Here is a 12,387-nt window from a genome sequence, read left to right on the forward strand (position 1 = left end):
ACAGGTGAGGAGGTGGGGGTAAACACTAAAACGGCAACGGGCGCCGTCCTGCATTTCTCATGCGCTGAAAAGCAAAAAGCCTGCTCTAAAAGCAGGCTTTTCAAATTTGGCTCCTCTGACTGGACTCGAACCAGTGACATACGGATTAACAGTCCGCCGTTCTACCGACTGAACTACAGAGGAATCGTGTGAACGAGGCGCATATTATCGACCTGCGTGCGCCTTGTCAAAGGGGAAAACACCGTTTTTGTTCGTTTGCCGAGAATTTCAGCAAACCGATGATTTAATAGCAAATTTGCTTTCAAATTGCACAGCAAATCGCGCCGCCCGCAGGCGGCGCGCAGGATCAGAACAGAACGGAGTAGTTCAGGCCAAACGTACGTCCACGGCCTTTATAAGTATAAAGACCCGGTGAGCCATAGGTTGGGCTATACAGCCCCGGTGCGCGCTGGCCCCAGGCGGTGGTGTAGTCTTTGTCCAGCAGGTTTTCCACGCTGAAGCTGACTTTGCCCACCGGCAGGGCGTAGCTGCCCAGGAAATCAACGGTGTTATAGCCATCAATCTTCTTACCGTCGGCGTCAGACACGTCGAAGGTTTGTGTGCTCTGCACGCGCAGGGCCCAGTCGCCCGGCGCCCAGTTAACCCATGCGCTGGCTTTAGACGGGCTGGCGCTATCGACCGTCAGCTTCTCCCATTTCCCGTTTTCACGCGTTTCGGACTTGATGGCGTTAAAGTTCGCCCCGGTGCTCCAGTCGCTGTCGGTGAAGAAATAGTCCACCTGGCCTTCAACCCCATAGATACGACGTTTATCGTCCTCCAGGTTGATGGTCATGTCGCTCTTGTTGATGGTGATGGTTTTATCCGAGAGCGAGTAGTACGCCGCCACCTGGGTACGCAGGTTATCGCCGGTGAAGCGCCAGCCCAGCTCGTAAGCATTGACCTTAATACCGTCCAGCGTTGAGTCGTTCACGTTGACGCTGTTTTGCAGGCGATAGTGACCATCGACCAGCTGATAGGTGCCGGAGCCGTAGTACTTCGCCAGGTCCGGGATCTCGAAGCCCTGGGAGAAGTTAAACCACAGCTGCTGCTGTTCGGTAAGACGTCCAAGGATCCCGGCGTTAAACAGGAAGTTGTTGTAGTCGGTTTTCCCGCCCGGCACCGCGTCAGCGGAGGTCGCTTTGCCCGTGGCGATTGCCTGCTGCTGGGCGTAGCCGACAAAATCGTCCACCTTGTTTTCGGTGTACTGGTAACGCACGCCGCCGCTCAGGGTGATGGCGTCAATGTCATAGCTGGCTTGCAGGAACGGCGCGAGGTTGGTAATGCTGTAACCCGGATAACGGCCCACGTTGTAGGCATTGTCCAGCTCCATGCCGCCGCTCGCCGCCGCTTTGCTCAAGTCAAAGAACTGCTGGTTGGCATCGAATGTTTCGTGGTCGGCATCCACACCCCAGGTGAGGGTCAGGTCGTCCATCGGCTTGCTGTTTAGCGTTAGCTTGCCGCCGTAAAAATCGGTTTTCTGCTGGGAAGCGCCAATGCTGGTCACCGCGCCTTTGCTCAGCGTCGGGAACGGGTAGTAGGTCAAGCTCTCGTCACGGTAGTAAATCTGCGCAACCAGATCCTGACCCCAGAAATCGGTGTTCGAGTATTGCAGGTTGATCAGGTGACGCTCTGTGCCCGGGATACGGTCAGAGTTCAGGTTGTCTTTGTTATAGGCTTTGGCATCGCCCGTGACCGCAGCGAAATTCTCCCCAAGGAACAGGCCGTGCTTGCCGTCGGATTCGCTCTTGTAGTACTGCGTGGTTAACTGGAGCTGCTGATGATCGTCGATGTTGATGGTGCCTGTCCCCATCACGTCGATACGGTCGGAATACTGCAAGCCGGTCTGGGTGTTATCGATAATCACCTCGTCGCCGTTGCCGTCATACCAGCCGCCGTAGCGCTGATAGGAGACCGACAGACGGCCAGAGGCGTTGTCATTGCCGCCGCTGACCGCTGCCGATACGTTCTCATCATGGTCGTTATGGCTGTTAAACCCGCTTTTTGCCCCGGTCTGGAACTCCACTTCGGTCTCCGGCTGGCCTTTTTTGGTGACGATGTTCACCAGCCCGCCGGTACTGCCGCCGCCGTACAGCGAGGTGGCGCCGGAAATGACTTCGATACGGTCAATGTTGAACGGATCGATAGAGTCGAGCTGGCGGCTGTCGCTGCGGGAAGAGTTCAGACGTACGCCGTCCACCATCACCATCATGGAGCGACCGCGCAGGTTCATGCCGTAGTTGGTACGTCCCTGGCTGCTGACGTCCATGCCGGGGATCAGCTGGGCCAGCACGTCTTTAATCTCTTTCCCGCCCTGAACCTGCTGCTCAATTTCCGCCCGCTCAATAACCCAGGTGGTTTGCGCCATCTCTGCCACGCTGCGATGTGCCCGGCTGGCGGAGACCACAATATCTTCTTCCTTTTGTTCTTCCGCCCACGCAGAGGTAGAAAGCATGGCAAGCAAGCACGGATTTAAAACCCAAAGATGAGAACGTTTCATTGTTATGTTGATCCTGAATGTGTGTGTCAGTACTCGGTGGTCTTCATTAATGATTTAAAAACCTGGCTGCTCTCCGGGCTGGTGGTGCTCCGCCAGTGGATCACGCCGGGGGTGGTTGCCAGCTCAAACGGCTCGTCATCGTGAGCGCGATTCAAAATTCGCGCCGCGCGCCAGGCCATCAGGCTGAGCTGGGGTTCGGCAATACCGAGACGGTGCATCCCGGCATTGACGGCAAACAGGCGGTTGCTCTGCGGGCCGTCCCATTCAAGGGTGAAATCGTTGTTGATGCAGAAGGCTTCATTCTCATCCAGACGCAGTCGGGAAGAGAGCGGGGCGAGAAACGCGGGCTGCACGGCGCGGTAGCCGGTGGCGAAAATCACCACGTCGCTCTCCAGCTGTTCGCGCCCGCCGTCCAGGTGATGCTGGATGCTGAGGCGATGTCCGGTTTCCTGGCGCGTCAGCGCCGTCACCGAGCGGGACGGCATCAGATGCGCCCAGGGTTTTTCGCGCAGCACTTCGAAGCGGTGATACATGGCGCGATAGATGGCCAGCAGCGACTCCGTGGTGATCCCGTCGGAGGTCATCTTCTGCTCCTGCAACATCTGACGTCGGGCGTCGTCACCAAGGGTCGAGAAGCTGTCCACGTACTCCGGCGTGAAATACTCATTGGCAAACGCGGCTTCATCCAGCGCGTTGTAGTTGTTGCGGCGCGACACCCAGTTGAGGCTCAGCGGCTGCCCCCATTCCCCACGGAAGATATTTAAAAACAGATCCGCACCGCTCTGGCCGCCGCCGACGACGGTGACGCGCTTGCCCGCTAAATCCGGCGTGCGCAGCATCATTTCGCTGGCGTGGAAGCAGGTGTCGTCCTGCGCGGTGACGCAGTCTGGGAGATTGATCTGCTTCCCAATCCCCACGCAGACGTGGCGCGCCAGGAAGCGATCCCGCTGGGTCACGACCTCAAACAGGCCGTTTTGCTCATCAAAGCTGACCTGCTGTACCTGCTGGCTGAAGGCCAGGTTAGTGAGGTTATCCGCCGCCCAGCACAGGTAGTCGGCAAACTCCTCGCGCGACACGGTGCGCTGCTCGGTGGTGAGGAAACGGTAGAACTTTTTGCGCTGTACCAGATAGTTCAGGAAGCTGTGGCGGTTGGTAGGCTCCACGGCGCTGACCAGATCCTTCAGGAAGCTGGTCTGCATATGGCAGTCCGGCACCATCATCCCCGGGTGCCAGGAGAAGTGCGGCTTGCGTTCAAGAAACAGCGAGCTAAAACCGTCCAGCCCCTCTGCCAGCGCGGCAATACTGAGGTTGAACGGACCGATACCAATGCCGATGAAATCATAGGTTTTCATTGCGCTGACTCCTGGGAGACCAGAAAAAGAGGGTTATCAAGATCGCAGACGTAGTTCGGCAGCATGCGGCTGCCGCCGTCGTGTTCAGAGAAGGTCAGTTTGACCGGGTTGAGGATCACGCGAATAATCTGCGGCTTAAACAGGTCGAATTTGGCGAAGCGCGCTGCAAGATCCGGATGGGCGGCCATATAGCGACGTAATACCAGCGCCAGGATCTGATAGAAGCGGGTTTCGCTCACGCCGCATTGCAGGGTGAGGCGGGATATAAAGCGCAGCACCGTGACAAAGTTGCCGGTTTGCAGGTCGTGGATGATGTAATCCGCGCTGAGGCGCGCCGTCACCGCTTTTACCTGCTCCGGCAGGCTCTTCGCCTGCGGGAAATCTTCATCCACCAGGCGCATGTCGCCCTGGAAATCCTTCAGCAAAATGCGCTGCGGAACGTAATCTTTCATCACCAGCGTGACGTTCTGGCCGTGGGCGATGAGCGCCACCCCGTAGCGACAGAGCAGGTGATAGAAGGGGATCACCGTCGCCTCAAACAGCTTTTCCAGCCATGCGTCAGCGGTTAACCCCGAGCGTTTGATCCACGCGTCAATCAGCGGGCGCCCCTGGTTATCGGTTTCCATCAGCGCCGCCATCAGCACCGCCTGTTCGCCATCCTGTAAATAGCAGGATGGGTTCTCGCGCCAGATCACCCCCAGCATCTCCTGATAGCGGTACGGCGCCTCAGGCAATGCGGCATAACCCGGATGCGACAGATATCCGGCTGCGGGTTCGCCAAGCACCTGCGCCCCGGAGTGAATCAGCGTGGCATCGCTGGCGAACTGCTGCTGTAGCCAGCGCGAGGCCAGCGGACCGGCGGCGATATACTTGCCCGGAATACCGCGATAGCAGGAGGTGTTGTAGATAGTCAGCGGCAGCTTGATGTCATACGGCGCGCGACGGCTGGCGTTGGTCAGCGTGCGCAGGGACTGCTGCGCCAGATACTCATCGCCGAACTCACCCAGCTCTACCATCTCACCGCGCGCGAGCTGCGCCAGGAAATGAATGGCAATTTTTTGCTGCCACTGCCACGGGTGCAGCGGCACCGGCAGCCAGCTGTCGTCCAGATCCAGCTCCTGCCAGCGGTCGTCGAACCGCTCGCGCTCGGCATCGTCCATGGCGCTGGAGAGCAGGGCGTTAATATCGCAATCGGCGTCGCTGCTCCAGACCAGACGCTCGCGCTGCACGGCGACCCAGTGCAGGCGGAAACGCCCGCGATATTCCGGCGCGTACAGGCGCAGGGCATCCATCCCCCAGCCGCGGCGTCCCTTGTTGAAAATAAACTTCGGGTGACCGCGCATCAGGCACTGTAGTTCGTCCGGGTCGAGGTGGATCAGCGCATCGGCATCCAGCGTTTCACGCGCCTGCAACAGCTGCATGTCACCCCGCAGCGTGGCGTAGAGATCTTCCATGTGCTCCGCCGTTTGCGCGTCGCTCATCTCCAGCACGGTGGCCAGTTGCAGCAGCGCGTTTTCCGCTTCAACCGTCGCGCCGCTGGTGGTGGTCAGGGTATCAGGGTCAATGTGCAGCCAGCCCCAGATCCCACGCGTGGCGCGAAACTGCCAGCACGCGTTACCCATACTGATGCGCCAGTTGTCCGCCGAAACCGGCTCGGCGCGCAGGGTGCGTTCATATTCCAGTTCGGCGAGGATCTTCGCCACCATCTCGCGGTTCACTTTCTGCCAGAGTGCGTTCACAGTTCCACCTCGTGGAAGAAGTGATGACGCTCGCTCATGATCAGACGGGAGCGTTTGTGCGGGAAGTCGAACTCTTTCACCGTGTCGAAACCGGCGGACGCCAGATGGCGGAACAGACGCTGATTGTCGAAGCGCGGCTCGGCGACAATGCGCGTGGTGCGCGGTTCATCGAGATACAGATAGTGGCTCAGGCCGCGCAGCCAGCTGCGGATGTATTGCGCGCCGCGCCAGTTTTCTTCACCCACCAGCATGTGCAGCCCGCGGTCAAACGGCTGCCAGCGATAGTGGCGGCCAATGCGATCTTCTGCCGCCCAGTAGAGTTCAAAATAGCCGAACGGCTGATCGTCAAAGCAGCCGATCACCGGATAGCAATAAGTCGAGTCGAGCTGGCGACGCAGGTAGTTCTCCTGCTCGGCCTGCGGACCGGCCATCTCCCAGAAGGCATTTACGCGCGGGTTGTTCATCCAGCGGGTAAAACGCTCGCCGTCAACGCCACGTCCGCCACGCGGAAGCTCAGGGTGCGCTTAATCTGCGGATCGTAACGGCGGTACACCTCGCTCTGCGGGCGGTGAGGGCGCAGCGGGAAGTACAGCTGACGGCTTTCGTCAAACTGCATTCCGCCGCTCGCCTGCGGACGTTCGCCTTTCAGCCACAGCGGCAGCTGCCAGAAAATTTCACGCGCCAGATAATCCCCATGAACGAGGCTAAACAGCGCCTGCGCCTGAGGTTCATCCTGCCAGGCTGCCCACGGCAGGGTAATGCCGGTCAGGGCGGGCGCGGCAACAAACAGCTGGTCGAGGGCGTCCACCAGCCAGCCGTCCGGGAGCCCGGTCAGCCGCTCCAGCACCGCGCTGCCGTCGAGACCCAGCGTCAGCGGCAGGTTTTGTTCCGTGACCGTGCAGCGAAAGCCGTAGCCGGAATGGACGATATTCGCGTTTGCCATCACGCCTTCTCCTTATAAAACGGGTTGCTAAAGTCGAAATAGATCACCGCCGGATCGACGATGGTGTTTTCGTTGCGATCGTGCAGATAGCAGAAGAAGTTGCCTTTGCAGTTCCAGGTCGGGCTGTCGAGCACGTAATCGAGGCAGCGGGTCTGCTTCGCCGTGGTGCGCAGTTCGGCCAGCGCGTCACGCACGCGGGACATCAGGTTCTCTTCGCTGTCGAAACCGGCGGCGGCGAGCGCGGCGGTGACGGCAAGGGTAGAGTTCAGCAGCAGGTAATAAGGGAAGTAGCGCAGCAGCTGGCTCTCACCGAAGCGGTTTTCCACCTCGGTTTCACCTGCCTCTTTCAGCCACGCGTCGGCCCCTTCGGTCCAGGCGCTGCCCTGGCAGTCGCGGTAGATCAGCCCAACGGGGAAATCCTGCTGCATCTCAACGAGGATATTTTGCTGGTGCGCCAGCAGGACCAGACCGTAGTCCGCCTCGGCGCTGAACAGCGGAAGCAATACCCGGTCGCAGTAGGCATCCAGCCAGCAGCGCGCGGCCTGGGCGAGGGGTAAGTCCAGACGCTGGCTCAGACGACGCACCGCCGCGGCGAGCAGGCTGTCGCCGCCGTCCGGCGCGGCCTGGGTCAGGCTCACCAGCACGTTGGTTTGCGTTTCAGGGGTATCGAACAGCAGGTTGACGCGCAGGGCCATCAGGCTCTCTTCCTGAACGACGCCGTGCTCATCGCGCAGCCCCGCCCAGCCGTCCTCCTGCATCACGCGCATGGTCGGGTAGCGCGCCTGAAGTTCCTGCCAGCGTGCCGTTTTCGCCAGCCGTGCCAGGCGCATGCCGCGCTTAACCTCTTTCACCGACAGCGTGCGCACGGAGTTGGTCAGGCGCACGCTCAGGGAAAACTTAATCATGTCGCTGTTGGTTTCACTGTACAGCGAGCGGGAAGAGCTGGTGGGCAGCCATTGCGCACCGGCTTCGCCCAGATCGCGCAGGGCGCTTTTTTCTACCAGACGCTGGCACCAGTCCTGCTCCAGCAGATAGTCGGCCTGCCACGGGTGCATCGGCAGCAGCCAGCAGGTGTCGGTGAAATGACCGAGAAGGGCCGGCGCGCTCTGCGCTGCAAAGCGCAGCAGACGTTCCCGCAGGGAGACATTCAGGCTGTCGCCGGTAATCAGCTCATGCTCAACCGCAAACCAGCGCAGCGGGAAGCGGGAGGCGAAATCCGGCAGATAGCGACGCGCCTCGGCCTCGTTGAACGGCTCGTGCGACTTTGGGGCAGGATGAAAAGCATGGCCGACCAGCAGCGCCTGTTCCGCTTCGGCAAACGTCAGCGGCTTATCGCGCAGGTTTGCCCAGTTGTGGCGTAAATCAATGGCCTGCCAGGTGTGCGTATGGCTTTCCAGGACGCGCTGCTTAAAGCGAGCCAGCGTATCAGCATCCAGATCGCCTTTTACCGTCTCTTTTTGAAGAATGAAATCAATCAGTTGATGAAATGTGACCGTGTCACCGCCGTCGCTGTCGGCCTGAATCAGCGTTGCCGGAAAACAATACTGGTGATGCTGCGTGGGGGAGAAATAGCGTACCGGAACCCGAATGGCCTGGGTTGGGGAGAGCGGGATATGAATCTGTGATAACTCATCCGCACGGGTTGCGGGAAGATAATGCCAGTCCTTCGTTTCGCGCAGCAGCGCGTTCAAAAAACACTGAGCCGCAACATCTGTACCGGCGGAGCGGGGCAGAGTACGCATAGTTGTACCTCATTCCATGACTGATAATAATTCTCGTTATGATATTCATTCTGTTTACAGTGGCAACTATTTTTGCAATATTTGTTTTCATAAACTTCATAATTTCCACACATTTATTGACATTATCTTCACAATTTTATGCGCACCCGTACTGAGAATCTCACTGACGTTGTGACCCCTAAAGCTAACTGGCCCCTGGCACTGGGCGCCGGTTTATTAGGTATTGGGCAAAACGGTTTGCTGGTTATGCTGCCGCAGCTGGTCTCCCTGACCGGACTGTCGCTCTCCGTCTGGGCCGGGCTGCTGATGTTCGGCTCGATGCTCTTTTTACCCGCATCGCCCTGGTGGGGACGCCAGAGCGAGCGGCACGGCTGTAAGATCGTTATGCTGGCCTCGCTGGGAGGCTATCTGGCGAGCTTTGTCGTGATGGCGCTGGTGGTCTGGGCGATGGCGAACGGCGCGCTGAATGCTCTCTGGGGAATGGCAGGCCTGGTGCTGTCGCGCATGCTGTACGGCCTGACGGTATCAGGGCTGGTGCCTGCGGCCCAGACGTGGGCCATTCAACGCGCGGGGCTGGATAAAAGGATGGCGGCGCTGGCGACGATAAGCTCTGGCCTTAGCTGCGGGCGTCTGCTGGGACCGCCTCTGGCCGCGCTGATGCTCAGCGTCAGCCCGGTCGCACCGCTCTGGCTGATGGCGGTGGCGCCGTTTATCGCGCTGCTGCTGGTGCTGCGCGAAGCCGCCGATCCCCCGCTGCCGCCGGTGGCGCACCAGTCGACGCGGTTACAGGCCTCCATGCTGCCTTTCCTGGTGCTGGCACTGCTGCTGGCGGCGCTGGTCAGCCTGATGCAGCTTGGTTTATCGCCGCATCTTCACCCGTTATTTAATGGCGATGCCGTGCAAATCAGCCATCATGTCGCGCTGCTGCTGAGCCTGGCCGCGCTGGCGACCCTGGCGGCGCAGTTTCTGGTGGTACGCCCGCAGCATTTTACCCCGAGAGTTTTACTCTTAATTGCCGCGGTCTTGATGGTGGCGGGTCTTGGGCTGATGTGTCTCGCCAGTTTAGCCCTGTTCTACGTGGGAATTGTCATCACTTCGCTGGGGGCCGCCATGGCAACGCCGGGATACCAGCTTTTGCTCAACGATCGGCTGACGACGGGCAAAGGCGCAGGGGTGATCGCCACCAGCCATACGCTGGGGTACGGGGCCAGCGCGCTGCTGGTACCCGTGGTGACGCGCTTTTACGGTGAGCAGTTTTTGATTACTGCCGCATGGGGAATGGCGCTGCTGTTTCTCGCGGTGAGCGTGTGGGTACGATCGACCGATCGTACCTCTGCTGAACATTAGTGGAACGGATGAGAGGATGTGCTGGCTGCGTCCTCACTTTGCCGCAGACGCTGAAGCGGATCCTGCTGATAAAACTGGCAAAAACGCTGCCACAGCGCCGGGAAGCGCGGAGCGAAAAGCTCAGGTGCGCTAAAGAAATACTCGGACAGTACCGCAAAACACTCGGCGGGATCGGTCGCGGCATAGGCATCAATGCTGGCCGCGCTTTCACCCACCAGGTCTATCTCATCCTGAATGTTTTCCATCGCCGCGTGCAGGTCGTGCTCCCATCCCGCGACTTCACGCAGCGGGATCAGCGGCACGCCGCTGGCGCGATCGCCGTTGCGGGTATCCAGCTTATGCGCCACTTCGTGAATGATCAGGTTGAAGCCCGAGGCATCGAACGAGTCCTGAATATCCAGCCAGTTGAGGATGATTGGCCCTTGCTGCCAGCTTTGCCCGGACTGCACCATACGCTGGTTGTGCACCAGCCCGATGTCATCCTCCCACTCATCATCGACGATAAACGGCGCCGGGTAGATCAGCACTTCGTGGAAGCCATCCAGCCATTCGATACCCAGCTCCAGCACCGGCAAGCAGAAGAGCAGGGCGATGCGGGAATTTTTAAGCGGATCCAGTTCGAAGCCCTGTAGCGGTACCAGCCGTTTTTGCTGTAAAAAACGCTCGGCCAGCTGAATCAGCTTTGATTGCTCTTCAGGCAAGAGATTCGCCAGCACGGGGATCGCCAGAGCCTCATCCCAGGGCAGCGCCATATTTCGACCAGCGTCGTTCGTTTTCCAGGGCCACTTAATCATCGCTTTGCTCGTTACTCGCACGTGAACAAAATGGAAAGGTCAGGGGCTGTTAGCATGCCAACATACTCTGTTAAGCAGTATGACACTCCTCTTCGGCTGCATGCAGACTGGCAGCCTGTTTAAGAGGAATCCAGCCCGCATAAACTATCACTATGTGCCGTCAGGTTGATAGCGCTTTAGGGGTATCCCCTTCATTTTGTGAAGTATGTCGTGCGCGACTATGATAAATCTCTTCTTACCCTACCGTGCTTAAGGATCCCGTCAGTATGCCCGTCAATTTTGACCTCAACGATCTCTATGCCTTCCGCGCTTTACTGGAATATGGCAATTTCCGTCTTGCGGCGGAGTCTATCTGCCTTTCCCAGTCGGCGTTGAGTCGCAGAATTGAAAAGCTGGAGGCGGCACTGGGGACAAAACTGTTCGACAGAACCACCCGGCGCGTCACGCTGACCCTGTATGGACAGACCTTTGCCGACCGATGCGGACAGCTGCTTGCTGATGTGGAGTCCATGCTTTCGGATATCGATAAGGCCAGCGAGGAGCGTACGGGGCTAATCACCGTGGCGACGGTGCCGTCCGCCGCCTGTTACTTTATGCCGGATGTTATCCGCCGCTTTCAGTCCCGTTACCCCCGCGTGCGCATAAAACTGATCGACAGCAGCGCCGGAAATGTTATCGAGGCCGTCACCCGCGGACAGGCGGATTTTGGTATCTGCTTTGCCCGGAGTTTGCAGCCCGACATCGAGTTTGTCCCGCTGGTGGAGGATGTCTACGTGGCTGCCTGCCGGCGCGACAGCCCGCTTGCAAAAAGAAAAAGCCTGACGTGGCAGGCTTTTTATCAGCAGGATTATATCGGTCTGGATAAGACCTCCGGCAACCGCAATCTTCTCGACCAGCGGGTCGGGCATATTCGGCCTGAGCGCCCCAGCATCTGCGAAACGCGGCACGTGACGACCATGCTGGGGATGGTTGAAGCCGGGATCGGCATTGCGGCCGTTCCCGCCATGTCAATGCCCCGCGCAGAGCATTCGCTGCTGACGTCGGTACCTTTAACCGAGCCTGAGGTCAGGCGAACCGTGGGGCTGATCCGCCGCCGCGGGCGGATCCAGTCCTATATTGCTGCCGAACTCGAAACGCTGATTACCGAGCAGTATCGCGAGGTGCACTGACGGGCGTTAAGCCCGTTGCCGTAATGACGCTGGCGGCCTGTGGCGAAGAGAGAAAGGCCAGCAGCGCTTTTCCCTGTTCGGGATGGTCAGCCTTCTGCGTTACGGCTCCGGCGAAACGGGTAATGTACTGCATGTCGTCAGGCAACTTACCGACAAACGTCACCCCCGGGACCGGCAGAAGCTCGCTCACCTGCTGAAAGCCGAGATCGTATTTCCCTTTTGCCACTTCAGACGCCACCGGGATGCGCTCAACCCGGTGCGCTTTATCGTGAACCTGGCCGTCGATGCCCAGCTTACGGAACAGCTGACTCTCTACATACCGGCCGCTGGCGCTGTCGGAATAAGCTATGGAATGCGCCTTCAGCAGCGTTTGCCGCAGGGCAGGCACCGTACTGATATCCGGCACCGGCGCGCCCGCTTTGACGACCATCCCGACGGGCGAATCCGCCAGCTCCACGCGGGAGCCCGCCGCCGTCCTGCGATCCTGTTCCAGTTTCGCCAGCGCATCGCCCACCATAATCACCACGTCCGCTTTTTCGCCCCGGGCGAGCCGGGCCGGAATGGCCTGCGGCGTTTTGCTCATCGACGGGCCGGAGATCACAATGAGCCTGTCACCGCTTTGCGCTTCGTACTGCGGCGTCAGCTTCTCCAGCGCCGCTTTGAAGCCGCCAGAAATCATCACCGTCACATCCTGCGCAAGCGCGCCCGCGCTGAGGGTGGCGAAGGTCAGGGCGGCAATCACCGTTCTGAATGTAAGCATGAGGG

The 12,387-nt window shown here is 59.3% G+C and carries 8 protein-coding genes, 1 tRNA gene and 1 pseudogene; 2 read left to right on the forward strand and 8 right to left on the reverse strand.

All coding sequences use genetic code 11. The features are described 5' to 3' along the window. Positions 1-107: 107 nt before the first annotated feature. The 6 genes and pseudogenes from SK62_RS07395 to SK62_RS07420 form a co-directional block, all read right to left on the reverse strand. Positions 108-183, reverse strand: a tRNA-Asn gene (locus SK62_RS07395). A gap of 163 nt (positions 184-346) precedes the next feature. Next, positions 347-2,536, reverse strand: coding sequence for a TonB-dependent siderophore receptor (locus tag SK62_RS07400; protein WP_032654151.1), 2,190 nt, complete (start codon positions 2,534-2,536; stop codon positions 347-349). Between the two features lie 26 nt (positions 2,537-2,562). Then, entirely contained in the window at positions 2,563-3,888 is a 1,326-nt protein-coding gene (locus SK62_RS07405) for a lysine N(6)-hydroxylase/L-ornithine N(5)-oxygenase family protein (protein WP_017383315.1), read from the reverse strand. Further along, positions 3,885-5,627: an IucA/IucC family protein gene (gene iucC, locus SK62_RS07410; protein ID WP_047718248.1), complete on the reverse strand. Its 1,743-nt coding sequence runs from the start codon at positions 5,625-5,627 to the stop codon at positions 3,885-3,887. The genes SK62_RS07405 and iucC overlap by 4 nt, the downstream gene beginning before the upstream one ends. Next, positions 5,624-6,570 (reverse strand): annotated as a pseudogene (locus tag SK62_RS07415) (GNAT family N-acetyltransferase). Before SK62_RS07415 ends, iucC begins: the two are co-directional and overlap by 4 nt. Next, positions 6,570-8,312: an IucA/IucC family protein gene (locus SK62_RS07420; RefSeq protein ID WP_047718246.1), complete on the reverse strand. Its 1,743-nt coding sequence runs from the start codon at positions 8,310-8,312 to the stop codon at positions 6,570-6,572. Before SK62_RS07420 ends, SK62_RS07415 begins: the two are co-directional and overlap by 1 nt. 138 nt (positions 8,313-8,450) lie before the next feature. On the opposite strand from SK62_RS07420, the gene SK62_RS07425 reads away from it, so the two are divergent. Further along, positions 8,451-9,659: an MFS transporter gene (locus SK62_RS07425; RefSeq protein WP_023294970.1), complete on the forward strand. Its 1,209-nt coding sequence runs from the start codon at positions 8,451-8,453 to the stop codon at positions 9,657-9,659. Here the strand turns inward: SK62_RS07425 and mtfA are convergent. Further along, a complete protein-coding gene (gene mtfA, locus SK62_RS07430) occupies positions 9,656-10,453 on the reverse strand; it encodes a DgsA anti-repressor MtfA (protein ID WP_003859539.1) in 798 nt (265 codons plus the stop codon). The two genes, SK62_RS07425 and mtfA, sit on opposite strands and share 4 nt — an antisense overlap. 266 nt (positions 10,454-10,719) lie before the next feature. Here mtfA and SK62_RS07435 point away from each other — a divergent pair, with 266 nt between their 5' ends. Further along, positions 10,720-11,622: an L-proline-binding transcription factor PsrA gene (locus tag SK62_RS07435; protein WP_003859540.1), complete on the forward strand. Its 903-nt coding sequence runs from the start codon at positions 10,720-10,722 to the stop codon at positions 11,620-11,622. On the opposite strand, the gene SK62_RS07440 is transcribed toward SK62_RS07435, so the two are convergent. Beyond that, the gene (locus SK62_RS07440; protein WP_048249379.1) at positions 11,594-12,382 is read right to left on the reverse strand and encodes a substrate-binding domain-containing protein; all 789 of its coding nucleotides are present in this window, start codon (positions 12,380-12,382) and stop codon (positions 11,594-11,596) included. The two genes, SK62_RS07435 and SK62_RS07440, sit on opposite strands and share 29 nt — an antisense overlap. Positions 12,383-12,387: the final 5 nt, after the last annotated feature.

The sequence above is a fragment of the Enterobacter sp. BIDMC109 genome (assembly GCF_001037885.1).
Classification (GTDB): Bacteria; Pseudomonadota; Gammaproteobacteria; order Enterobacterales; family Enterobacteriaceae; genus Enterobacter; species Enterobacter hormaechei_C.

Bases quoted from the DNA above. Each gene is read 5' to 3' on its own strand.
- SK62_RS07400 (WP_032654151.1), bottom strand. From the start codon at position 2,536: ATGAAACGTTCTCATCTTTGGGTTTTAAATCCGTGCTTGCTTGCCATG.
- SK62_RS07405 (WP_017383315.1), bottom strand. From the start codon at position 3,888: ATGAAAACCTATGATTTCATCGGCATTGGTATCGGTCCGTTCAACCTC.
- SK62_RS07420 (WP_047718246.1), bottom strand. From the start codon at position 8,312: ATGCGTACTCTGCCCCGCTCCGCCGGTACAGATGTTGCGGCTCAGTGT.
- SK62_RS07425 (WP_023294970.1), top strand. From the start codon at position 8,451: ATGCGCACCCGTACTGAGAATCTCACTGACGTTGTGACCCCTAAAGCT.
- mtfA (WP_003859539.1), bottom strand. From the start codon at position 10,453: ATGATTAAGTGGCCCTGGAAAACGAACGACGCTGGTCGAAATATGGCG.
- SK62_RS07435 (WP_003859540.1), top strand. From the start codon at position 10,720: ATGCCCGTCAATTTTGACCTCAACGATCTCTATGCCTTCCGCGCTTTA.
- SK62_RS07440 (WP_048249379.1), bottom strand. From the start codon at position 12,382: ATGCTTACATTCAGAACGGTGATTGCCGCCCTGACCTTCGCCACCCTC.